Here is a 23,087-nt window from a genome sequence, read left to right as displayed (position 1 = left end):
GTGAGGCTACCCGAGCAGACCGCCCAGCAGTCCGCCGCTCTGCCCGGCTTCCTGGCCACCGCCGGTCCCGCCGATCATTCCACCGGGTGGCAACTCCGAGGGCTGCACGATGACGAAACCCCGGCCGGAGAACGACAGCGTCATACCCTCTCCGGTACTCCGGCCGATCAGCCGTCCCAGACCGAACGAGTCGTTACGTTTCACCCCGGTCTGCAGACTGGAGGACCAGGCGATGGCCGCCTGCGGATCGGCGTAGGTGGGCTGATCGACATTGAGCACGACCGGGCTGCCGTCACTGGTGATGGCGATCCGGCCCCGGCCGGTGAACACACAGTTGAACAGGCCGGCGTTACTCGCGTACCCGGCCGCGCCCTGCACCATCTGGATGTTGTAGCCGAGGGTGGGGTCGAACGCGAGCACATTGGATCCGTTGATGGTGAGTCCGTCGGTACCGTCCAGATCGATGATGTGCACATCGGCCGCCCCGTTGGCGACGAACAGGTCGCCGCGTCCGGACACCTTCATCAAGGGCACGCCCTCGCCGGTGAGCCGTTGCTGGATCGCGCGGCCGATCCCACCGGAACCGAGCGCCTGGAATTGCAGTTCCCCCTGGTAGGCGACCATGGATCCGGCGCGGACCAGCGTTTCGCCGTTCACCCCGACCTTGATCATCTTGCTGCCCTGCTTCTGAATGCCCATCCCGGACACTTCGGCATGACGCGGGTCGAACAGCTCGCTGTGCATCGGCTGAGCTCCTTGCTGAGAAGAATGAGCGGGGACGGGCGGCGCAGGCGGCTGCGGCGGAGGCGGGTGACCCGGCCCCGGTGGCGGATGCCCGGCGACCGGATACGCGGGCGGCGATCCGGGCGGCGCCTGATATTGCGGCGGCTGATGCCGAGGTGCCTGGTATTGCGCCGGCTGATGCTGGAGTGGCTGGTATTGCGGCGGCTGATGCTGGGGCGCCTGAAATTGCGGCGGCTGATATTGGGATTGCTGCTGCTGCGGCGGCTGATATTGGGGTTGCTGCGGCGGCGGCGAATATTGCTGCCCTGCTACCGGGTTGGCGACCATGGTCGGATCCGTGCGCGACGACTGCGGTGCGGGCGGCGTCGGCGGGACCGGCTCGTCGTCGACATTCACCCCGAAATCGGTCGCGATACCCGCCAGCCCGTTGTCGTACCCCTGGCCGACGGCACGCACCTTCCACGCCCCGACCCGCCGATAGATCTCCACACAGACCACGGCCGTCTCGGTACTCAATTTCGATACCGGGAAGGTGAAGGTGCCCTGCCCGCCGGTGACCGTCGCCGTCAGCGAACCCACCGCACCGAATGTGGGCGGCCCGCTACCGTCCAGGCTCGCGGTCACCACCACTCTGTCGATATCGGCAGGAACCGCCGGAGTCTGTACCTCCACCACATCCCCGCGCCCCTGCCCGTGCCGATACGTCACACCCGGCCCGACCGGCTGATTGAAGAAGACGAAATCGCCGTCGGAACGGACTTTCCCGTCGGCGGCGAGCAACAGCGCCGAAACATCCACCGGGGCGGAGCACGTCACGGTCACCGTCAGCCGGTCACCCGGCGCGGGCCGGTTCTCGCCCGGAGCGAGCGCGGTCACCTAGTCCCACCCTGTACACACCGGACCGGGTATCCGCCGGCCCCCCGAACGACTCGGCACCCGGCCGCCCGCCCGCATGACATCTGATCCACACCGACGAGTCTGACCGATAGCGCCCGCACCGCGCCACCTCGGCACGCGCGACACCGCCGGCGAACACACCATTTGCGACGAAACACTCGACCCCCCGAAACCGATCACTCCGATGAACCGCCGTCGGAAACTGAGAATTTTCACAGCCGCAGCACAGCCAACGGCCAGAACACGACGGCATCCTGGAAAACAGACGAGCGGAACTCGGCATCAGGGAGGAACCCATGGTGGACTTCGAGATCACCGGCACCACCGTCACTGCCCACGTGCGCGGCGCACACCGTGTGCTGTCACTGTGCGACCGAATCACCTTCGACCTGGCGAACATCGTGACGGTCGAACCGGCCGAAATCGACCGCCGGCCCCCGTGGGTACGCGCACCCGGCGTATTCTTCCCGGGCGCAATCGCCGCGGGAACATTCCGCGGCAAAGGGCGGAAAGAATTCTGGGACACTCTCTTCGGCGGTAACGCCGTACGCATCGACCTGCGCGGATGCGATTACACTCGCCTGGTCGTCGATGTCGACGATATCGATATCGCGATCGGTTCGCTCCGCCACGCCGCCGCAGCCTGAGCGGCGGCACTCCCGATCCGCCGATCGACCTCCTCGCCGCGGGGCCGATCGGCGGATCTGTATTTTCGGCGCCGCCTCCGGCGGCGCAGGGCGGGGCCCTATTAACCCCGGTTCTTCACTCCGGCGCTCAGTCGCTGCGCTCCTTCGCTCTGTCGCTCCAGAACCGGGGCGGGCCCCGCCTGCGAATGCTGTCCATCCGGAGTGCCGGGGAAGGTATGTGGGGTGTGGCTACGGTGGAGAGCAGGGACGCGTGCCCGTGCCTCACCACACGGTCGCGCGGTATGCCGGCAGCTCGACGACCCTTTCGGCCGCCTGCGCGATGCTCGGCGGCGGGGGTGCTCGAGTTCTTCAGCGAACTCACCGACTATGGATTCGCCGACCACCTACATGTCCCCGGACTGTCCGATCGGAACCGAGCTCCGCAAGGAAACTCGACAGCCGGTTCACGCACCCGCGGCGTAATCCGGTACACGGGACCGGCACGTGTGGTCGAAATCGGCGTCGCTGCGCGTACCGCCCGGGCCGGGTGAGTCGAGGATTCCTGCGAAGGTTCGTCGGCGGCTGGTCGTCGGGCAGCCGATCACACGCGCTCGGTGGCGGCGCGGGACCACTCCGCCCGGCTCGCAACCGGCGCGTCCCACGGCCACCCGAGGCGACCGGTATGCATCGCTGGCGGAACTCCACGGCGCGCGCAGCGGCCGCGAATGCCCCGGATGTTTCCGGGGGTCCGGGGTCCGGGGTCCGGGGTCCGGGGTCCGGGGTCCGGGGTCCGGGGTCCGGGGTCCGGGGTCCGGGGTCCGGGGAAAGGCAACCTCGGCATCGACTGTGGACCCGATGTCCCCACACCCGTCGGAGGTGAGCGCAGGTCGGACCGACTCGCCCACCGCACACCGGGACTCCCCTCGGGATCGCGATCGGCCGGTAGGGTACGGGCGGCGCGGCCGCCGGATCCCGGATGCCGTGCGAGGTGTAGGACGTGAGACCGAACGGCCGGCGGTCCCGGCGCAGCTGTTCCCGGAGCCCGCGCACAGGTAGTCCCCTGCAATCACTCACCGATATCGCGGAGGAGATATGGCGGAGTTCACCGGGAAAGTCGCGCTGGTCACCGGAGCGGGGTCCGGTATCGGGAAGGCGACCGCGCAGCGACTCGCGGGGGCGGGCGCGCAGGTCGTGCTGGGCGATGTGGATCTCGCGGCGGTCGAGCGGGTCGCCCGGGAGATCGGCGAAGCGGGCGGTACGGCGGCCGCCGTCGCGCAGGACACCTCGAAGCTCGCCGACCACGAGGCGGCGGTGAATTTCGCGATCCGGACCTACGGGGCGCTGCATCTCGCCGTGAACAATGCCGGTATCGGTGTGAGCCCCGGGCCGATCGGGGAGCTGGATCCCGAGAAATGGCGGTTGCTCATGTCGATCAACTGTGACGGTGTGGTGTACGGGATGAAATACCAGATCCCGGCCATGCTGGCCGCCGGACCGCACCGCTGCGCGATCGTCAATATGTCCTCGGTGCACGGCAATGTCGCCACCGACGCGCCGGGATCCGCCTACACCGCATCCAAACACGCGGTACTCGGGATGACCAAGGCCGCCGCGGTGGAGTACGGCGCGACCGGACTGCGGATCAACGCGGTACAGCCCGGTGTCATCGCCACGCCGCTCACCGAAATGCCCGCCGAGGCCAGGGAATTCCTGGAGAACAAGCATCCGCTGAAACGGTTCGGCCGGGCCGAGGAAGTCGCCGCGGTGATCGCGTTCCTGCTCTCCGAAGACGCCTCGTTCGTCACCGGATCCGGATATCTGGTCGACGGCGGTTACACCGCGCTCTGATCCGGTGCCGGTTATTCGTCCGCGGTATCGGGTTCGGGTTTGGGCTGGCGCGTGGCGATCCGCAGCGCCGGTTCCACCACACGTGCGACGATCGGCCCGAGCGAGGCCATCAGCAGCACATAAGTTGTTGCCAGGGCGGCGAATTCGTCGGGCACCGCCCCTGCGGCCACCGCCAGACCGGCGATGACGATGGAGAATTCACCGCGGGCCACCAGGGCCGCACCGGCGCGGGCCCGGCCCAGTCGCGACGAACCGGCGTGCGCGGCGGCCCACCAACCCGTGGCGATCTTGGTGACCGTGGTGACCACCGCGAGCAGGATCGCCCAGCCCAGCACCGGGGGGATACTGCGCGGATCGGTGGTCAGGCCGAACAGGACGAAGAACATGGCCGCGAACAGATCCCGCAGCGGTTCCAGGATCTTGGTCGCGCTGTGCGCGGTGGTATCGGAGATCGCGATACCCAGCAGGAAGGCCCCGACCGCCGCCGAAACCTGTAGCGCGGAAGCGAATCCCGCCACCAGCAGCGCCGAGCCGAGCAGTTTCAACAGGAAGATCTCGTTGTCGTCGCTGGCGACGACGGCGGATACATACTTGCCGTAGCGGAAGGCGACCACGAGCACGACCGTCACCGCGAGCAACGCGATTCCCAGGGCCTGCAGGCCCGCCACGAATCCCAGGCCGGCCAGCACCGCGGTCAATACCGGTAGATAGGCGGCCATCGCGAGATCCTCGAAGACCAGGATCGACAGGATCACCGGGGTCTCCCGGTTACCGAGCCTGCCCAGATCATTGAGCACCTTGGCGATGATCCCGGAGGAGGAGATATAGGTGACCCCGGCCATCGCCAGGGCACCGACCGGGCCGAGCCCCAGCAGTAACGCGACCACCACACCGGGTGTGGTGTTCAGGACGAGGTCCAGCAGGCCGGCCATCCAGGATCTTCGCATCCCGGTGAACAATTCGGCCGCACTGTATTCGAGTCCGAGCAGCAGGAGCAGCAGCACCACACCGATTTCGCTGGCGAGATGGATGAACTCATCGGCCTCGTGTAGTTCGAAGAAACCTCCTTCCCCGAACACCAATCCGCCCACCAGATACAACGGGATTGGGGACATGCCGATCCGGGCCGCGATGCGTCCGAGCACTCCTAGCCCGAAGAACACCGCCCCCAGCTGGATCATCGCCAGCGTGGTCGCATTCATTGCTACAGGTTCAGCCGTCTTTCAGAATATCCGCGGCACTGTCCAGACCGTCCGAGGTCCCCACCACGATCAATACGTCGCCGCCGGTGAACACGAAATCCGGGCCGGGAGCCGGCATCGCCTGACCCGCCCGCATCACGGCCACGATGGAGGCCTTGGTCCGGGTGCGCATCCGGGTCTCACCCAGGGTCCGCCCGTCGTAGGGCGAGTTCTCGCTCACCGGCAACTGCCGGGTGTTCACACCGTCCATATCCCGGTGCTCGTTGCGCAACTGGCCCACCAGCTGCGGGGCACCCAGCAGATTGGCCAGGGTCCCGGCCTCCGCCTCGGTCATCGGGATCTGGGTGGTGGCGTCGGGATCGCCGATCTTGGTGAAGATCAGATCGATCGTCCCGTCCTTGTGGTCGACGACCCCGATCCGCCGGCGTACAGCGGTAAGCGGAAAATCCTTGCGCACGCCTATTCCTGGCAAGGGTGTCACTTCGACGTTCACGATGTCACCTTAACTCGACTGCGAGTGCGGACCGATAGCCGCACACACACTAGCGCTACCCCGCGCGACCGGGTATCGAACCTCGGCGGCGCCTCCGATCGGCGCGGGCGGCCGATCGGAGCAGCGCCGATCACCGCGCGCGTTCGGCGGCGATCACGACATGACGCATGAGCAACGCCGTGGTGACCGGGCCGACTCCGCCCGGTACCGGGCTCAGTCCGCCGGCGATCCCGCGGACCGATTCGGCGTCGACGTCGCCGACGATCTTCCCGTCGGCCGATTCGTTGGTGCCCACATCGATCACCACCGCGCCCTCGCGGACATTCGCGCCGGTCACCAGGCCGATCCGGCCCGCGGCGGCGACGACGATATCGGCGGCCGCGGTCACCGCGGGCAGATTCACGGTGCGGGAGTGGCAGACGGTGACCGTCGCGTTCTTCGCGAGCAGTAGATGCGCCAGCGGTTTGCCGACGACATTCGACCGTCCGACCACGGCCACATGCCGCCCTTCGAGGGCGACCCCGTGATGTTCGAGCAACTCCACCACCGCCTCGGCGGTGGCCGGAGCGAAACCGGCCGATCCCGCGGCGAGCAGCCCGAGCGACAGCGGGCTCACCCCGTCGACATCCTTGGTGGCGGCGATCGCGGGCGAGACATCGTCGAGGGTGACGCCCGCGGGCAGCGGTGTCTGCAGCATGATGGCGTCGGTATCGGGGTCGGCGCTGCGCACGGAGAGTTCGGTGCGCAGGGTGTCGGCGGAGGCATCGGCGCCCAGATCCACGGTATCGCAATCGATTCCGCGGTTCGCGGCCGATTTCTTCAACGAGTTCACGTACCAGGCACTGGCCGGGTCGTCGTTGGCGACCACCAGGGCCAGTCGCGGGGCCCGGCCCGCCCGCTCGGTCAGCGCCTTCGCTCGCGCGGTGGTGTCGGCGTTGATGGCGGCGGCGAGATCTTTCCCGGTCAGCGATGCGGTATCCACGGATATTCACCCTAACGGTCGCCGCCCGGCCGGACCCACCCGCAACCCCGCGGATCGCCGGGTACTAGTGTGTCGGTGGCACCGATACGCCCCGCTGTGCCGTAGCCAGCGGGTTTACGGGACATGTCCCCAATCGGTCAGCCGCAAATCCCGGGTTCCGGCCGAGACCGGACCTATGGTGGGTTGCCACATACCGCACCCCGAATTTCATCGAACGAATCTCCTGCGAGAACCCACTCCACCCGTGGAAAGGTGTCGCCGTAGTGCACAGTCGAAGAGGTCTGCAGTATCTGGTGGCGGTCAGCGCCGCCGCGACGAGTATCGCGTTCGCCGGTTTCACCGGCGCGCCGGCCCAGGCCAGTCCCGAAACGGACGCCCTCTACAACACAGCTCAGCGCCATTTCACCGACGGTGACTCCGTCGCCGGCCGAGCCGCCCTGAACGATCTCATCGGACGCGATCCCACCGATGCCGAGGCCCTGTCTCTGCAGGCGATCTGGTCCCATTACGCGGGCGATCTCCCGGCCCTCAACGATGCGATGGGCCGGCTGCGCGCCGTCGACGGCGCGATGGCCGCGGGCACCGACGGCGTGCTGCACGGCGTCAGCGCGGGTGTCGCCACCCTCCCCAACCCGCTTCCCGCACTGGTCGGACCGCAGACCGGCATCGTGGTCTTCGGGTTCGGGCTGCTACCCGACGGTACGCCCCGGCCCGAACTCGCCGAACGACTACAGGCTGCCTGGCTGCAGGCGATCGCCTCACCGTTCTCGCCGATCGTGGTCAGCGGTAACAACCCGAGCAACGGGATCACCGAGGCCCAGGCCATGGCCGGCTGGTTGATCGGCCGGGGAATTCCGGCCGAGCGGATCCACGTGGAGAACCGGGCCGGTTCGACGGTGCAGAACGCGCTGTTCAGCGCCGATATCCTGCACCGCGTCGGCGCCACCAGCGCGGTGGCGGTGACCTCGCCGAACCATATCCGGCGCGCGGTGGCCGATCTCTACGTGGCCGGGATCCCGGTGGTGGGCGCCACCACCTCGCTGAACCAGCTGGTCTCCCAGCTACCCCCGCCGAGCAAGCAGGCCCAGTACAGCATCTATCTCGACGCGACACGGACCTTCCAGCTCGCTACCAGCCGCTGACCCGCGGTAGGCCGTGGCGCCCGGCTCGGTGAGCCGGGCACCACGGCCCGGTCGGTGGCACGGTCCGATCCACCGGCGCCACCCGTCCGATCACTCGTCCCGGTTCACAGCGGACCGGGTTCCGGGATCGACGCCACGGCGTCCCGGATCCGGGCGGCCGCCGCGTCGGGCGGGATATCGGCGATGAAGGCCCCCATGGCAGACTCCGATCCGGCCAGATATTTGATCTTGTCCGCACCGCGTCTGATCGAGGTCAGTTGCAGATGCAGGCGCACGGTATCGCGGCCGGTATGGACCGGCGCCTGATGCCATGCCGCGATATAGGGGGTCGGATCGTCGTAGAGGGCGTCGATCCCGCGTAGCAAACGCAGGTAGAGGGTCGCCAATTCATCCCGCTCGGCCTCGTCGGTGGCCGCGAGATCCGGGATCTGCCGATGCGGTAGCAGATGCACCTCGACCGGCCAGCGCGCCGCGAACGGCACGAAGGCGGTCCACCGCTCCCCCGCCAGCACGACCCGGCCGCCCGCGCGTTCACTGTCCAGCACGCGTTCGAAGAGATCCGGGCCGAGCCGGCGTACCGAATCGAGCAGCCGGGCTGTCCGCGGTGTGATGTACGGGTAGGCGTAGATCTGACCGTGCGGATGCGGCAGCGTGACGCCGATGGCCTTGCCCCGGTTCTCGAAGGGGAACACCTGCTGCACCCCGGGCAGCGCGGACAGCGCCGCGGTGCGATCGGCCCAGGCCTCGATCACGGTGCGGGCGCGACCGGGGGTGAGATCGCCGAACGCGCCCTCGTGCGCCGGGCTGAAACACACCACCTCGCATCGCCCGACCGCCACCCGTTCCCGGCCGAAGCCGATATCCACGATATCGGCGAGACCGGCCGGAGCGGGCGGTTCACCGGCCACCTCGTCCGGTAGCGCGGGACCGAAGGACGGGGACCGGTTCTCGAAGACCGCGACATCGTACTGATCGGGTATCTCCGACGGATTGTCCGGCGTCTGCGGCGCGAGCGGGTCGCGGTCGGCCGGTGGTAACACCACGCGGGTCTGCCGGGCGGCGGCGATGGACACCCATTCCCCGGTGAGCACATCCTGGCGCATCACCGCGGTCGGCGGTCTCGGGTCCAGGTGGCGGGTGTCGATACGGCGTTCGGGGCCGAGCCGGGTATCGGCGTCGTCGTAGTAGATGAGATCCCGGCCGTCGGCCAGTTTCGCGGTGCGCTTCACGATTCGGGTCGGCACCCGACCACGATAACCAGGCCGCCCCCGCCCATCTCCCATCCACGGCACCGGCGGGTCAGCGCCGACAGCGCGCAAGCCTTCCCGTCCACCGCCCGCCACCCGGGCCGAAAAGGTATGGACTCTTGCCCACCCGGCACGTTATGGTCGTATCGACCAAAACAATCGAGGAGGCCCGAGATGGGTTACGGAAACTGGGATCACAGCGCCTACCACGCCGCCAAGGCCTACCGGGCACACCGGGGTATGGACGATTTCGGCTACACCGCGCAACTGCGCGACCAGCCCCACGACACCTGGACCGTCCACCCCGACCTGGACCCGTTCGGAGTGGCGGCACGGGAGTGCCGCGATTCCGCCGAGCACGGGAATTCCCTACCGATCGCCGTACTCTTCGACGTCACCGGATCCATGGGCCGGGTCCCGATGATCATGCAGGGCAAACTCGGGAAACTGCACGGCCTGCTGGCGGACAAGGGCTATGCCGACGATCCGCAGCTCCTCTTCGGCGGTATCGGTGACGCCGATACCGATCGGGCACCACTGCAGGTGGGTCAGTTCGAATCCGACAACCGGATGGACGAACAGCTGCGCAATATCCTCCTCGAAGGCGGAGGCGGCGGTCAGAAGTCCGAAAGCTATGAACTGGCCGCCTATTTCATGGCCCGGCATGTGGTGACCGACGCCTGGGAACAGCGCCGCAAGAAGGGATACCTGTTCCTCATCGGCGACGAGCTCAACAAACCCCGGCTGGCCTCCCGGCATATCCGCGCTGTACTCGGCGACCACATCCGTACCGATATCGCGGTCGATTCGATCTACCGGGAACTCGCGCAGCGCTGGGAAGTGCACTACATCCTGCCGAACCAGTCGTCCTACTACCACGATCCGGATATCGCGGAACATTGGCGCGCACTGCTGGGGCAGCGGTTCCTGCGGCTCGACGATCCCGCGGCGGTCTGCGAGCTGATCGCGCTGACGATCGGGCTGGCGGAGAACCAGGTGGATGTGCACACCGGGCTGGCCGACCTCCGCGATGTCGGCTCGGCCGCCGAGGCCGAGATCGTCGGCCGGGCGCTGCGTGCGACGGAGCCCAAGGCCCTCCCCGGCGGCACCCACTGAAACAGCGACCGGATACCGGAGCCCCACTTCCGCACCCTTCCCCGACACCCCGGATGGTCAGCATTCGCCGGTGGGGCCCGCCCCGGTTCTGGAGCGACAGCGCGAAGGAGCGCAGCGACTGAGCGCCGGAGTGAAGAACCGGGGTCGATAGGGCCCCACCCCCGCGGCGCCGAAGGCGCCGCCATGGACACAGCCCCGCCCGTCCCGCCGGAGGCGGGACACATAGATGAGGAGCAGTGATGAGTACGGAAGCGATAGCGGCCGGGTGCCATCCGGTCGTGGTGGATCTCGGATTCGGCGACGCGGGCAAGGGCGCGACCGTCGATTGGTTGTGCTCCCCCGAAGCCGGCCTCGGCGTCTCGGCGGTGGTGCGGTTCAACGGTGGGGCGCAGGCCGCGCACACTGTGGTCGCCGGCGAGCGCCACCACACCTTCGCCCAGTTCGGGTCCGGCACCTTCTCGGGAGTGCCCACCCTGCTCTCCGAATACGTGCTGGTGGAGCCACTGGCCCTGGCCGCCGAAGCCGAGCAGCTCGCCGGGACGGGTGTCGCGGACCCGCTGTCGCTGCTGTCCGTGGACGGTCGGGCGCTGCTCACCACTCCGATCCATATCGCCGCCAACCGAGCCCGTGAGGATGCCCGTGGTACCCGGCGCCACGGATCGTGCGGGATGGGGATCGGGGAAACGGCCGCCTATGCCCTACGCCACGACGCACCGCGGGTCGCGGACTGCCGCAGGCCCACCGCGCTCCGGCGGAAACTGAGCGCACTCGCCGCGCACTACCGTCCACTACTCGCGTCGAGCCCGTATCAGCACGAATCGATCGACGCACTCGTCGGCGCGTACCGCGAATTCGGCGCGGCAGTGCGGATAACCGGCCCGGACGAACTGCGCCGCGCGGCGCGGCGCGGACGGCTGGTGTTCGAGGGCGCGCAGGGGGTGCTGCTGGACGAATGGCGCGGATTCCATCCGCACACCACCTGGTCGACGGTCGAACCGCGCAATGCCCGCGCACTGCTGGCCGGAATCGGCGCCCGCGGGGTCACCCTCGGGGTGACCCGCACCTATATGACCAGGCACGGCGCCGGACCCTTCCCCACGGAGGATCCGGATCTGCGGAATCCGGAGCCGCACAACGGTTCCGGTCGATACCAGGGCGCGTTCCGGCAGGGATATCTCGATACGGTGCTGCTGCGGTATGCCGTCGCGGTGTCCGGTGGTGTGGACGGTCTGGTGGTCAACCACCTGGACGCGATATACGGCGGACGGGCGGCCACTGCCTACGCCACCCGGGACGGCGTCCGGACCGCGCTCGAACCGGGCTCCTGGCAGGACCTGGGTCACCAGCGGGCGTTGACCGGATTACTCACCGCGGCAACGCCGTTGTACGCCGAACTGCCCACCGATGTGGCCGGTTGGTTGCAACATCGGCTGGGCCTACCGGTGGTACTCACGGCGTCCGGCCCGGACCGACGGGCGCGACGGCCGAGCGCGTTCTTCGACGCGGTGCTCCGCCCCGGGGCACCCACGATCTCCGGTACGGCACCGTCCCGAACAGCGTGAGGCGATCCGCGCGCAGCCGGTATGCGGCCGGAGCGACACCGGTCCGTTCAGCGGAGAATCGTCCCGCCGTCGATATTGATGATCTGCCCGTTGATCCAGGCGGCGTCACCGGAGAGCAGAAACGTCACCGCCGCCGCGATATCGGCCGGCTCACCGACCCGCGGGCTGTGCATCCGGTCCAGCGCCGCCTTCTCCAGATCCGGCCACTGTGGTGCGGAACGGATGGCCTCGGTCGCGGTGAATCCGGGTGCCACCGCGTTGCAGCGGATCCCCTCCCGGCCCCACCGGGTGGCCACGTGCCGGGTCAGCGCACCGATTCCGGCCTTGCTGGTCGCGTAGGCGGGGCGGGTGGGTTCACCCTGGAACGCCGCGGCCGAGGACATGTTGACGATCGCCCCGCCCCCTCGTGCCAGCATCAGCGGGATCGCGTTCTTCATGGTGCTCAGGTAGCCGCGCAGGCTGACCGTCATCACCCGGTCCCAGATATCCAGATCGATATCGACGGCGTCGGTGTCGTGACGCAGGGTGCGCATATCGGCACCGACATTGAACAGCGCGTCCACCCCACCGAACCGGCGGGTGGTGGCCGCGAACAGCTCCGCGATCGATTCCGGGTCGGCGAGATCGAAGGCCACTGCCGCCGCGTCGCCACCCGCCGCGGTGATGGTGTCGGCCGTGACCGCCGCGTCGGATTCACGCAGATCACCCACGACGACGCGATAGCCCTCCGCCCCGAGCCGCACGGCCGTCGCGGCCCCGAGCCCGGTGGCACCGCCCGCCACGACCGCTACTTTTCCGTCGAGCCCCGATGAACCCATCTCCACACGCCCACCTTCCCCATAACAAGAATGTCATTCTCTTTTCAAAGAATGACAATACCCAGCGCACGGTCTCCCACGCGAGATACGGCAGTATGGGAGCTGTGGACCAATCGGCGGTATCGGTGGATGTCGTGGCGTTGCGGTTCTGGGCCGACGACGCCGCGGCCACCTTCGGCATAGCGGCACGCCTGCACGAGCCCTTCACCGGGCAGCTGGCGTTACCCGGTGTACTGCTGGGCCGCGGCGAACGTCTCGCGGAAGCGGCGCGCCGGGCCGTGCGCACCAAACTCGGTGTACCGGACGAGGCCATCGGCCCGGTCGGCCAGCTGGTGACCTTCGACGAACCGAATCGCGATCCGCGCGGGCCGACGCTGTCGATCGTCATGTGGGCGGTGACCGGCCGTCACGAAGGCCCCGCCCGCTGGGTGTCCTTCGGCGAACCGCCGGCACTGGCCTTCGACCACAACAGCATCGTGACCGCCGCGCGTGGACTGCTCTCGGGGCTGCTCTGGAAGGATCTGCCACTGACCCGGGCACTGCTCGGTGACCAATTCCCGGCCACCCGCGCGGTCAACCTCGCCACCTCCCTCCTCGGCGGCCGCCCGGACGCGGCGAACCTGAACCGCACCCTCGCCGGAATCCCCGGACTGCGCAAAACCGACGAACGCCGCCGCACCAAGGCCACGGGCCGGCCCGCCGCGGTCTGGGCCTTCGGCGGCGAGCAGTAGCAGCACGAACGGCCGGAAGCGACCCGCCGACCGCACCGAACGAGACGACGGCGACACCAGCCGGTATTTCCGATGCGCACGGCGCCCGCAGTCGCCAGACTTGTGCCCATGACCGCATTCGACATCGCCGATATCACCCGGCAGCTGCGCGCGGCCGGATGTGTATTCGCCGAGGACGAGGCCCGGTTACTGGTCGAGGCGGCCGCCTCGGAAACGGAACTGGCCGCACTGCTGGCACGTCGTATCGCGGGCACACCGCTGGAACATCTCCTGGGCTGGGTGCAGTTCCGCGGCATCCGGATCGGCGTCCGCGACGGGGTATTCGTACCGCGGCAGCGCTCCGCCCTGATGGTGGACGAGGCGCTCGGCCTGGCCGCTGTCCACCCGGTGCGCGCGGTGGTCGATCTGTGCTGCGGATCGGGAGCACTCGGCCTGGCCCTGCTCACCGAACTCGGTACCCGTTCGGCGGAATTGGTGGCCGCCGATATCGACCCCGTGGCGGTGGCCTGCGCGAAGGAGAACCTGGCAGCGGTCGGCGGCCGGGTCCATCAGGGCGATCTGTTCGACGCGCTACCGCGGGCGCTGCGCGGCCGGATCGATATCCTGCTCGCCAACACTCCGTACGTACCCTCGAGCCTGATCGCGCGACTACCGCCGGAGGCTCGCGATCACGAACCCCCGGTAGCCCTGGACGGTGGACCCGACGGCCTGGACCTGGCCCGGCGCACCGCGGCGGGCGCGCCGGGCTGGCTGGCGCCGGGCGGAAGCCTGCTGATCGAGATAGGCGTCGATCAGATCCCGGCCGCCACCGAGCTGCTCACCGGCAGCGGGCTCGTCTCCCGCATCGTCCGCTCGCCGGACCTCGACGCCACGGTGGCCGTCGGCCGGCGTCCGGCGGCTACTTCCGGCCGGTGAACGCGTCCATCGAGTGGTACACGCCGACCGTGTTCAGGAACAGATCGCGGAGTTTGATCGGCAGCACCCCGGACAGCGCCTTGTTGAGTCGCGAGGTCCACGGCAGGATCACGACCGGTGTGCCCTTCTTCATCTCGGTCCAGGAGGTATCGACGACCTTGTGCTGGTCCAGGATGGGAGTGAACCAGAAACCCTTGGCGCCCTCGAACATTCCGGTGTCGATATAGGTCGGGCATACCGTGGTCACCTTCACATGATCGTGACCGGCCTGCTCGAGTTCGATCCGCACCGAATCCGACCAGCCCAGGGCCGCCCATTTCGACGCCGCGTACACGCTCATCCGCGGGTTGTGCACGAGCCCGGCGGAGGAGGAGATGGTGAGCACCCGGGCCTCGGAGCTCCGGGCGACCATCCCCGGCAGAAATTCCAGAGTCACATACATCGGCGCCAGCGCGTTGATCGCCATGGTCTTGTCGATATCGCCGCGGTCCGTGGTTTCCCAGAAGTAGGTGTTCCCGCGGACGATACCGGCGTTGTTCACCAGGACATCGATTTCGCCGACCTCCGCGCGCACCGACGCCGCGGCCGACGCGACCGACGCGCTGTCGGAGACATCGACCGCGTAGGTGTGGACGGTACCGCCGGCGGCGGTCAGCTCGGCCGCGGTATCCCGCAGCGCGGTGTCGTTGATATCCCACAGCACCACGGCGGCGGCGCCCTCGCGCACCGCCCGGGCTGCGAACAGTTTGCCCAGGCCCATCGCGGCCCCGGTGATCAGCACCTTCTTACCGGCCACCGTATCCAGTTTCATCGGTTTCGAATCCTTGTCGTCGGAATTAGCGAGCGAGCGCGGCCTACTTCTGGCGCAATGTCTTCATCACCCGGAAGTAGAGGGTCATCGTTTTCGCCCACGTCGCCTCCGACATCCCGGGCAGCGGCGCGATCGGGAGCATGCGCTGGACCGCGATCGTCTGGGTGTCGACATACTTGAGCAGGCCCTCCGGACCGTGCCGACGGCCGGTGCCGGAGATCCCGACGCCCCCCGACGGCGCATCGGCACTGCCCCAGGCGGCGATGAAACCCTCGTTCACGTTCACCGAACCCGCGTTGATCCGGGCGGCGAATTCCCGGCCGCGCGACGCGCTGCGCGTCCAGACACTGGCATTGAGCCCGTAGGGGGTGTCGTTGGCCAGGGTCACGGCCTCGTCGTCGGTGGCCACCCGGTAGACCGAGACGACGGGGCCGAAGGTCTCCTCGCGATACACCGTCATATCGGCGGTGACATCGGTGAGCACCGTGGGTTCGTAGAAGTAGGGCCCGAGGTCCGGACGGTGCACACCGCCGGCCAGGACCGTCGCACCCTTGGCGACCGCGTCGTCGACATGGGCCCGGACCGTCTCGAGTTGCCGCGGGAAGGTCAGCGAACCCATATCGGTCGAATAGTCGAGCGGTGAACCGAGTTTCAGCGCCTGCACCGCGGCGACGAACTCGTCCACGAACCGGTCGTGGACCTTCTCGTGGACGTAGATACGCTCCATCGATTCGCACAGCTGACCGGCCGAGGCGAAACTGGCCCGGACCGCGGTGCGAGCGGCGGCGCCTGGATCGGCATCCGACAGCACCAGCAGCGGGTTCTTACCGCCCAGTTCCAGCGAACAACCGATGAGACGCTCACCGGCCTGCCGGCCGATGGTGCGGCCGGTGGCGCTGGAGCCGGTGTAGTCGACGTAGTCGGCGCGGTCGATCACCTCGCCGCCGATCACCGAACCACGGCCCAGCACGATCTGCCACAGATCCTCCGGGAGCCCGGCCCGGATCGCGGCGTCGACGGCCCACAGCGCGGTGAGCGCGGTCTGGTTGTCCGGGCGGCCCACCACCGCGTTACCGGCCACCAGGGCGGGCAGCGCATCCGAGACAGCCAGCGCGAGCGGGTAGTTCCACGGCGAGATCACCGCCACCACGCCCTTGGGTCGCTGGCGCACCTGCACATCGGTGAGCACCGGCAGTACCCCGCGCGGATTGCGGCGGGCGAGCAGTTTGGGTGCGGTGGCGGCGTAGTAGCGGGAGTTGACCGCGACATCACCGACCTCGTCGAACGCGTGCGCCCGGGATTTACCCGTTTCGGTCTGGACGATATCGAGGATGGTGTCCTGTTCGGCGAGCACCAGGTCGTGGAAGCGGCGCAGGACGGCGGCCCGCTCCCGCACCGGGACCTGCGCCCACCGGCGCTGCGCGATGCGGGCACGCTCGAACGCGGCGTCGATATCGGCGACCGAGGACTGCGGCAGTTCGGCGATCTGTTCACCGGTGGCCGGAGCGGCTACGGCGACGGCGGGAGCACCGCCGGCCGCGGCCCGAGCGAGCAGTGATTTCACCATATCCGGGGTCACCGCGCCGGTGGCGGCTGGACGCTGGGCGGTCGTCATCGTCGGGGTGCTCCTGGGCGTTGGCGCGCCGCGGCGGAACCACAGCGGAAATGATTAATTGAACAGTGGTGTTAGGGTAATCCCCGTGCCGTACGCCGTGTCAAGGGCTCCGTTCCACGCAACAGCCCGGAACCGCCGGGAGCTGTGGGATCTCACAGACCGGCCGGCGGACCCGTCGTGAGCACCCCGAACGCCGAGCGGCCCGCCCGTCGGGGCCGGCCGCCACAGACGCACGAACAGGCCGAACAGGTGCGCGCCCGGATCGTGCGGGCCACCGCCGCGGTATTCACCCGCAGCGGTTCCCGCGGATCGAGCGTCGCGCAGATCATCGAGGAGGCCGGGCTGTCCCGCCCCACCTTCTATCGCTATTTCGCCAACGCCACCGAACCGCTCAACGCGGTTCTCGATATCTCCAATGCCGAACTCGTCGGTGGGATCGGTGCCGCGGTCGAGGCGTCCGGCGAGGGCGTGGATCTCGGTATCCGGCTCATCGACGCCTATCTCGACTGGGCCCGCGGCCACGGCCCGATGCTGCGGCCGCTGTTCGCCGAACTCCACGACCCCGGTTCGCCGGTATCGGGATACCGCAACACCGCGCTGGACGGGATCCGCGCGATCGTGCGCACCAAATTCGCCGAATTGGGGCGCCCGGTACCGGCACCGCTGGACCTGGATGCGGCGCTGCACGTCTGCGAGTACGTGGTCTACCGGATCTCGGCCGCGGCCGAACCGGGCCGCGAGCCCGCTCCGGAAACGGTTGCCGCGGCCCGGCTGACCATGATCCGGGTAGTGCTGGCGACGCTCGGCAATACCGACGATGTGCACTACGCGATGAGTCTGCCCGGTATCTTCCCGGCCGCGGCTTCCATCGGCGACTGATCGGCACTGCTTTCCCGGCCACCGCTCGGGCGGCGGCGCAGGACACGACGGGGCAAAACACTCCTCCGCGGCCGCCGGACCTCCGACCGGTGCGACTCGATGGCCGGCGAAGCGGGTGAATCAGGTCTACTCGACCCGAAATGTCACGACTCCGGCCCCCGGCCCGGTTTCATACCGGACCCATATCGTCCAGACTCAGGCCGCTGGCGCGCAGCACGTGCCGGTCGATCGCCGCGCGAATGGCCTCCTCGGTCCCCAGGATGCGGACGTGCCGACGCGCGCGGGTGATCGCGGTGTAGAGCAACTCCCGGGTGAGCAGACTCGAACCCGGCTCCGGCAGGACGATGGTCACCGCGTCGTACTGGCTGCCCTGGCTGCGATGGATGGTCATGGCGAAAACCGTGACCACCGCGGGGAACTGAGTCGGGTGGACCAGATACGGCTCGTCCCCCCGCTGTAGCGCCACCCGCAGCGATCCGTCCGGCCGGGATACCACCACTCCGGTGTCACCGTTGTAGATCCGGGCCTCGTGATCGTTCGCGGTCACCAGCAGCGGCTGGCCGGGATACCAGGTGCCGTAACGGTTTTCCGGACCCGAACCCGACACCGCGGCCCATTCGGCCGCGAGCCGATCCCACTGTTCGACGCCGTACGGTCCACGCCGGTGCGCGCACAGCAGACGATGGGATTCGAAGGCGCCCAGCGCGGCCGCCGCGTCACCGGCACGCGCGGCGGTACCGACCCGCTGCGCCGTCGTGACGATATCGGCACGGACGGCGGCGAGATCGTCCGGACCGCGCAGCTCGAGCATCTCGCCGCCGGCCCGCAGCAATGCCAGCGCGGCTTCGGTATCACCGGCCCGCACGGCGACGGCGAGATCGGCGATCCGGCCGCCGAACCGGCGGCCGCGGGTCAGCCGGACGATCCCGCCGCGTAACCGGTCCCGTTCCAGTTCGGTGAGTGTTTCGGTATCTCCCGATTCCATTTCCGGAGCACCCTCCGCTGCCGCGAGTTCGGCGCCCAGCACCTCCTCGAACGCGGGGTCGGCGCTCCCGGGAAACGGTGCGGCCACCAGATCGGCGAGGACCGCCCCGGCATCGACCGAGGCGAGCTGATCCGGATCGCCCGCCAGGACGAGCCGGGTATCGGGCCGCAGCGCCGCCAGCAGCCTGCTCATCATGGTCAGCGAGACCATGGATGTCTCGTCCACGACCACCACGTCGTAGGGCAGCCGATTGTGTTCGTGATAGCGGAACCGGGTGGCGCGCCCGCGTTGCCAGCCCAGCAGCCGGTGCAGGGTCGCGGCCGACAACTCCGGCAGGCCCAGGGCGGGCGCCTGATCCCGGACGGCCTCCTGCAATCGGGCCGCGGCCTTACCCGTGGGCGCGGCCAGCGCGATCCGCGGCGGCGCACCACCACCGCCGGGACCGGCGGCATGCTGGGCGACGAGCAATGCCAGGATCCGGGCGATGGTGTGAGTCTTACCGGTGCCGGGCCCGCCGGCGACGACGGTGGTCCAGTGGGTGGCGGCGAGCGCGGCGGCGATACGCTGCCGGTCCACGCCCCCTTCCGCCGCACCGAACAGCCGGTCGAGTTCGCGGCGCACCACGGCGGGGTCGCTGTGCGGATGATCGGCGGCCCGGGCGGTGAGCACTCGCCGGATGATCTGTTCCTGCTGGTAATAGCGATCCAGGTAGAGCAGCGGGCCGGTCTCCGGACGGGACGGATCGGTGAGCCGCAGCGGGCGCAACGGACCGTTCGGACCGCCCAGGACCAGCGGACTCACCCGCAACGCCGCGACGACCCCCGCCTCGTCGGGCCACGGCAGCTCCGCGGGATCCACCGGTAGTTCCGTACGTTCCTCGTCGGCGTCCACACCGATATCACGCATCCGGGTGAGATCCAGGCATACCGACCCCGACCGCACCGCGCGAACGGCCAGGGCGGCGGCGAACAGCACCAGTTCCCGGTCTTCTCCGCCGAGCCGGCCCAATCGTTCGGCGACGTGCACATCGGCGGCCGACAGGACTCCCGCCTCGTTGAATTCGCGCAATATCCCGGTCCCCCGTTGCGCTACCCGGATGGGTATCACGAACCACCTCCGGCGAGTAGATCCGACAGCGCGATGATCAGCCCGGGTGGCGGGGTCCAGTCGAAAACACCGGCACCCGCGGGGGTCTCCGGCCCGATCATGCCGCGCACGAAGAGATAGCGGATACCGCCCAGGTGCACCGCCGGGTCGTATCCGGGCAGTCGCCAGCGCAGGTACCGGTGCAGCGCGACCGAATAGAGCAGCGCCTGCAAGGGATAGTGCGAGCGGACCATCTCCGCGAGCATGCGTTCCCGGGTGTAGTGGGCGACCGTCAGATCACCGGTCCCCAGCCGGTTCGTCTTGTAGTCCACCACGACACAGCGTCCGTCCGGGGTACGCAGTACCGCGTCGATACTGCCGGTGAGATACCCGCGCAACGGAAGATCGTCGAGGGTGTCGAGTTCGTCCGCGTAGCTGTGGAAATCGTCGCCGGGGTCCAGATGCGCGCGGACGGTGGCGGCGATACCCCGCAGAGTGGCGGCCGCGCCGGCCGGATTGTCGCCACCGGCCAGCGGTAATTCGAATTCCAGTTCACACAGGCGGTCCCGGCCGGGGATATCGGCGAGAGCGCCGAACCCGATCGGGGTCCGCAGTACCTCCACCAGCGCCGTCGTCAGCAGCTCCGGGTCGGCGGCGGAGAGCATCTCACCGATCGATTCGGTGCAGCGCGCCCGCACCTCGGCGACCAGATCGGCGGCACCGGTATCCACCAGCTCCAGCACGCCGTGCACCAGCGTGCCGAACTCCGCGCCGTAGGGCAGATCGTTCATCAGCGACGGCACGCCGGGTTCGGGTTCGGCCAGGGGGGCGGGGACCTCGGGCTCGTCACCGGGGCCGGGGGCGTCCTCCGGTTCGGACTCCGGCGCCACCGCGTGGGCGGTCGCGGTGAGTGCCGAATAGGAGGTGCGCCGCCAGTACTCGTCGATCTCGCGGTCGAAGGTGGCCACGGCCACGGCACCGGATCCGGTATCGCCCCAGGGTCGGTACACCGGAGGGTCGGCGGCGGGGTCCGCGGCGGTCACCGAAATCGACTCGCCCGCACCGGCAGCCCGAGCGCGCAGCCGATCGACCACCGCGCCGTCGTCCGGAACGGCAGCCCGTACGCTCGGTCGCGCCGCATCCGGTGAACGGCCGAACAGCAAGCGGTGCAGCGGCGCGATCGCGGTACCGAACGAAGGCGCCCACCAGGCGACCACCTGACAGCACGCCCGGGTCAGCGCCACATAGCAGAGGCGCAGTTCCTCACCCGCGGATTCGCTGTCGGCGCGTTCCTTACGGGCCGGGTACCCCGGGGCATCGGGACCTCCGATATCCAGCACCCGGGCGTCCTCGTCGTGCATCAGCAGGGTGGCGGGTTTGGGATCCGCGGAGCTGTCCCAGGCGAACGGCAGGTAGACGACCGGGAATTCGAGACCCTTGCTGGCGTGCACCGTCGCGATCTGCACCGCCGCGATATCGCGGTCCAGGCGCCGGCCGCGGCCGGGCACCGACCCGGACGCGGGTTCGCGCACCCGGTCGGCCAGCCACCGGGTCAGCGCGGTGAGACCCATCCCTTCGGTCACCGACACCTCGTCCAGCAGCTGGGCGAGGTGCCGGAGGTCGGTGAGCCGCCGTTCGCCGTGTTCGACGGTGAGCAACCGCGGTGCCAGCCGGGTCCCGGTGGCGAGTTCGTCGAAAACGGCAGCGAATCCCGCACGGGCGAACAACCGTGCCGCGTCACGTAATTCGGCACTGACCCGGCCGACCAGATCCGCTCCCCCGCTGTCGAGGTCGGCGCCGGTATACCCGAACAGCGGGGTCAGCGCCGCCAGCCGCACCCGGTCCGCGCGATGCGGTTGTTCCAGGGCCCGCAACACCCACAGCCAATCGGTAGCGCTGCGGGTGGCGAAGATACTGCTGCCACTCGCCAGCACTACGGGGACACCGGCTCGTTCGAGCGCGGAGCGCACCACCTCGAGCTGAGTGTGGGTGCGGACCAGCACCGCGATATCGCCGGGTCCGATCGCTCGTTCGCCGGTGGCGGCAGCGTCCGGGTCCCGCTCGGCGGGCCGGGGTCGGGGGGCGTCCGTCAGGACCGTGCCGGATTCGAGAAGCGCGACGATATCGGCGGCCAGATCGGCCGCGACCCGGGCCCGTTGCCGATGGATGTTCGGGAATCCGGAGGCGCCGCGTGGTCCCGCACCCGTGCGGGGCAGGCATCGCAACCGCAGCGGCGTGATGAGCTCGGCCGGACCGCGCAACCTGGTCCACGGCTGGGTGGGGGTGACCGCGGGCACCACGATCTCGTCGTGACCCAGTGCCGCACCACCCAGCAGCTGTTCGAGCGCGGCGAGCAGTCCGGCGTCACTGCGCCTGTTCGTGGTGAGTTCCCGGCGCGCGGTGGCATGCCCCACCGCGTCCAGGTAGCTCAGGACCTCCGCGCCCCGGAACGCGTAGATCGCCTGTTTGGGGTCGCCCACCAGCACCAGCGGATTGTGCTCGTGGAACGCCCGGTGCAGGATCTCCCACTGCAATGGATCGGTGTCCTGGAATTCGTCGACGAGGACCACCCGGTAGCGATCGCGGATACGGCGGCACGCGGCCGGGCCGCGGGCCGGATCGGCGAGGATATCGCGCAACAACACCAGCAGATCGTCGAAATCGCGCAGACCGGCGAGACGTTTGCGGCGTTCGGTTTCGGCGCGGACCGCGGTCGCGAAGGAAATACGTTCCGCCGAGGCGTCATCGGTATCGGGGGCGAGCCGGGCCTGTCTGTCCCGCACCGCCGCCGACGCGAACCGGTGGGCCTGTTTCACCGAGAACGGTGCCCGGGTACGCGCGTAACGGCTCAGGTACAGATCGTCGACGACGGTACGGATGAGATCGTCGGCCTCTTCCACCAGCCGGGCTCCGGGCTCGTGATCGCCGGCCAGGCCGAGTTCGGCCAGCATGCGCTGACAGAAACTGTGCGTGGTGGCGATGACTCCGGCGTCGAAATCGGAGAGCGCGGCACGCAGCCGGGTGCGGCGGGCACCGACCTCCGCGGGATCCGCGTCGGCCAGATGCCGGATCAGCTCGTCGGAGGAGCTCCGGGCGGCGTCCGGATCGGCGAGCGCGGCGGTCACGGCGACGAACCGATCGCGAGTGCGTTCGCGCAGTTCCTGGGTCGCGGCCCGGCTGAAGGTCACCAGCAGCAGGCGGGAGATGTCCACGCCGGCCTCGGCGACATAGCGGACGGCCAGCCCGACGATGGCATAGGTCTTACCGGTTCCGGCGCTCGCCTCCAGCACAGTGGTGCCCTGCGGCAGCGGGCCGCACAGTTCGAACGCGTTTCCGGGGGCGTCCGTCGTGGTCGTCGCGGTCGTGATCGTCACTTCTGCTCCGTCCC

18 protein-coding genes are annotated in these 23,087 nt (G+C 69.0%); 8 read left to right on the top strand and 10 right to left on the bottom strand.

What is annotated here, in order from left to right; all coding sequences use genetic code 11:
• Positions 1 to 6: 6 nt before the first annotated feature.
• Positions 7 to 1,620, bottom strand: coding sequence for an AIM24 family protein (locus tag ACWEWT_RS03270; RefSeq protein WP_452555663.1), 1,614 nt, complete (start codon positions 1,618 to 1,620; stop codon positions 7 to 9).
• 317 nt (positions 1,621 to 1,937) lie between these two features.
• Between ACWEWT_RS03270 and ACWEWT_RS03265 the strand changes: the two genes are divergently transcribed.
• Together ACWEWT_RS03265 and ACWEWT_RS03260 are read left to right on the top strand one after the other, a co-directional pair.
• Positions 1,938 to 2,288: a hypothetical protein gene (locus tag ACWEWT_RS03265; RefSeq protein ID WP_452555661.1), complete on the top strand. Its 351-nt coding sequence runs from the start codon at positions 1,938 to 1,940 to the stop codon at positions 2,286 to 2,288.
• Positions 2,289 to 3,359: 1,071 nt separating this feature from the next.
• Positions 3,360 to 4,115, top strand: coding sequence for an SDR family NAD(P)-dependent oxidoreductase (locus ACWEWT_RS03260; RefSeq protein ID WP_452555659.1), 756 nt, complete (start codon positions 3,360 to 3,362; stop codon positions 4,113 to 4,115).
• An 11-nt stretch (positions 4,116 to 4,126) separates the two neighbouring features.
• Here the strand turns inward: ACWEWT_RS03260 and ACWEWT_RS03255 are convergent, their stop codons facing one another.
• The 3 genes from ACWEWT_RS03255 to ACWEWT_RS03245 all read right to left on the bottom strand — a co-directional run bounded on the left by ACWEWT_RS03255 (position 4,127) and on the right by ACWEWT_RS03245 (position 6,792).
• Positions 4,127 to 5,317: a cation:proton antiporter gene (locus ACWEWT_RS03255; protein ID WP_452555657.1), complete on the bottom strand. Its 1,191-nt coding sequence runs from the start codon at positions 5,315 to 5,317 to the stop codon at positions 4,127 to 4,129.
• Positions 5,318 to 5,327: 10 nt separating this feature from the next.
• Positions 5,328 to 5,810, bottom strand: coding sequence for a cation:proton antiporter regulatory subunit (locus tag ACWEWT_RS03250; protein WP_062996757.1), 483 nt, complete (start codon positions 5,808 to 5,810; stop codon positions 5,328 to 5,330).
• A gap of 130 nt (positions 5,811 to 5,940) precedes the next feature.
• Positions 5,941 to 6,792, bottom strand: coding sequence for a bifunctional 5,10-methylenetetrahydrofolate dehydrogenase/5,10-methenyltetrahydrofolate cyclohydrolase (locus ACWEWT_RS03245; RefSeq protein WP_452555655.1), 852 nt, complete (start codon positions 6,790 to 6,792; stop codon positions 5,941 to 5,943).
• Between the two features lie 263 nt (positions 6,793 to 7,055).
• Between ACWEWT_RS03245 and ACWEWT_RS03240 the strand changes: the two genes are divergently transcribed.
• Positions 7,056 to 7,934: a YdcF family protein gene (locus tag ACWEWT_RS03240; protein WP_452555653.1), complete on the top strand. Its 879-nt coding sequence runs from the start codon at positions 7,056 to 7,058 to the stop codon at positions 7,932 to 7,934.
• 104 nt (positions 7,935 to 8,038) lie between these two features.
• On the opposite strand, the gene galT is transcribed toward ACWEWT_RS03240, so the two are convergent.
• The gene (gene galT / locus ACWEWT_RS03235; RefSeq protein WP_452555651.1) at positions 8,039 to 9,217 is read right to left on the bottom strand and encodes a galactose-1-phosphate uridylyltransferase; all 1,179 of its coding nucleotides are present in this window, start codon (positions 9,215 to 9,217) and stop codon (positions 8,039 to 8,041) included.
• Between the two features lie 138 nt (positions 9,218 to 9,355).
• Between galT and ACWEWT_RS03230 the strand changes: the two genes are divergently transcribed.
• A complete protein-coding gene (locus ACWEWT_RS03230; protein WP_452555649.1) occupies positions 9,356 to 10,297 on the top strand; it encodes a hypothetical protein in 942 nt (313 codons plus the stop codon).
• Between the two features lie 239 nt (positions 10,298 to 10,536).
• Positions 10,537 to 11,859, top strand: coding sequence for an adenylosuccinate synthetase (locus ACWEWT_RS03225; protein ID WP_452555647.1), 1,323 nt, complete (start codon positions 10,537 to 10,539; stop codon positions 11,857 to 11,859).
• Between the two features lie 47 nt (positions 11,860 to 11,906).
• Here the strand turns inward: ACWEWT_RS03225 and ACWEWT_RS03220 are convergent, their stop codons facing one another.
• Complete coding sequence (locus ACWEWT_RS03220) at positions 11,907 to 12,677, bottom strand: SDR family NAD(P)-dependent oxidoreductase (RefSeq protein ID WP_452557651.1); 771 nt, start codon at positions 12,675 to 12,677, stop codon at positions 11,907 to 11,909.
• A gap of 104 nt (positions 12,678 to 12,781) precedes the next feature.
• Here ACWEWT_RS03220 and ACWEWT_RS03215 point away from each other — a divergent pair, with 104 nt between their 5' ends.
• Together ACWEWT_RS03215 and ACWEWT_RS03210 are read left to right on the top strand one after the other, a co-directional pair.
• Positions 12,782 to 13,408, top strand: a complete 627-nt coding sequence (locus tag ACWEWT_RS03215) for an NUDIX hydrolase (protein ID WP_452557650.1) — start codon at positions 12,782 to 12,784, stop codon at positions 13,406 to 13,408.
• A gap of 108 nt (positions 13,409 to 13,516) precedes the next feature.
• Complete coding sequence (locus tag ACWEWT_RS03210; RefSeq protein ID WP_452555645.1) at positions 13,517 to 14,323, top strand: putative protein N(5)-glutamine methyltransferase; 807 nt, start codon at positions 13,517 to 13,519, stop codon at positions 14,321 to 14,323.
• Here ACWEWT_RS03210 and ACWEWT_RS03205 read toward each other — a convergent pair.
• The gene (locus tag ACWEWT_RS03205; protein WP_452555643.1) at positions 14,307 to 15,134 is read right to left on the bottom strand and encodes an SDR family NAD(P)-dependent oxidoreductase; all 828 of its coding nucleotides are present in this window, start codon (positions 15,132 to 15,134) and stop codon (positions 14,307 to 14,309) included. The genes ACWEWT_RS03210 and ACWEWT_RS03205 overlap by 17 nt on opposite strands.
• 43 nt (positions 15,135 to 15,177) lie before the next feature.
• Positions 15,178 to 16,749: a succinic semialdehyde dehydrogenase gene (locus ACWEWT_RS03200; protein ID WP_452555641.1), complete on the bottom strand. Its 1,572-nt coding sequence runs from the start codon at positions 16,747 to 16,749 to the stop codon at positions 15,178 to 15,180.
• Positions 16,750 to 16,926: 177 nt separating this feature from the next.
• On the opposite strand from ACWEWT_RS03200, the gene ACWEWT_RS03195 reads away from it, so the two are divergent.
• Complete coding sequence (locus tag ACWEWT_RS03195) at positions 16,927 to 17,628, top strand: TetR/AcrR family transcriptional regulator (protein ID WP_452555639.1); 702 nt, start codon at positions 16,927 to 16,929, stop codon at positions 17,626 to 17,628.
• Positions 17,629 to 17,797: 169 nt separating this feature from the next.
• Here ACWEWT_RS03195 and recD read toward each other — a convergent pair whose 3' ends face one another.
• Both recD and ACWEWT_RS03185 read right to left on the bottom strand, forming a co-directional pair.
• Positions 17,798 to 19,720, bottom strand: a complete 1,923-nt coding sequence (gene recD / locus ACWEWT_RS03190) for an exodeoxyribonuclease V subunit alpha (RefSeq protein ID WP_452555638.1) — start codon at positions 19,718 to 19,720, stop codon at positions 17,798 to 17,800.
• Positions 19,717 to 23,067 carry a UvrD-helicase domain-containing protein gene (locus ACWEWT_RS03185; protein ID WP_452557649.1) on the bottom strand — a complete coding sequence of 1,117 codons (3,351 nt, stop codon included), beginning with the start codon at positions 23,065 to 23,067 and terminating at the stop codon, positions 19,717 to 19,719. The genes recD and ACWEWT_RS03185 overlap by 4 nt, the downstream gene beginning before the upstream one ends.
• Positions 23,068 to 23,087: the final 20 nt, after the last annotated feature.

Source organism: Nocardia sp. NPDC003963, from assembly GCF_053605105.1.
Note: the sequence above shows the minus strand (reverse complement) of the source record. Positions and strands in the feature narration are given on the sequence as shown.

What these genes read in the sequence shown, in the direction of transcription:
- ACWEWT_RS03230 (WP_452555649.1), top strand. Translation starts at nt 9,356, where the DNA reads ATGGGTTACGGAAACTGGGATCACAGCGCCTACCACGCCGCCAAGGCC.
- ACWEWT_RS03220 (WP_452557651.1), bottom strand. Translation starts at nt 12,677, where the DNA reads ATGGGTTCATCGGGGCTCGACGGAAAAGTAGCGGTCGTGGCGGGCGGT.
- ACWEWT_RS03265 (WP_452555661.1), top strand. Translation starts at nt 1,938, where the DNA reads ATGGTGGACTTCGAGATCACCGGCACCACCGTCACTGCCCACGTGCGC.
- galT (WP_452555651.1), bottom strand. Translation starts at nt 9,217, where the DNA reads ATGGGAGATGGGCGGGGGCGGCCTGGTTATCGTGGTCGGGTGCCGACC.
- ACWEWT_RS03255 (WP_452555657.1), bottom strand. Translation starts at nt 5,317, where the DNA reads ATGAATGCGACCACGCTGGCGATGATCCAGCTGGGGGCGGTGTTCTTC.
- ACWEWT_RS03260 (WP_452555659.1), top strand. Translation starts at nt 3,360, where the DNA reads ATGGCGGAGTTCACCGGGAAAGTCGCGCTGGTCACCGGAGCGGGGTCC.
- ACWEWT_RS03210 (WP_452555645.1), top strand. Translation starts at nt 13,517, where the DNA reads ATGACCGCATTCGACATCGCCGATATCACCCGGCAGCTGCGCGCGGCC.
- ACWEWT_RS03225 (WP_452555647.1), top strand. Translation starts at nt 10,537, where the DNA reads ATGAGTACGGAAGCGATAGCGGCCGGGTGCCATCCGGTCGTGGTGGAT.
- ACWEWT_RS03205 (WP_452555643.1), bottom strand. Translation starts at nt 15,134, where the DNA reads ATGAAACTGGATACGGTGGCCGGTAAGAAGGTGCTGATCACCGGGGCC.
- ACWEWT_RS03200 (WP_452555641.1), bottom strand. Translation starts at nt 16,749, where the DNA reads ATGACGACCGCCCAGCGTCCAGCCGCCACCGGCGCGGTGACCCCGGAT.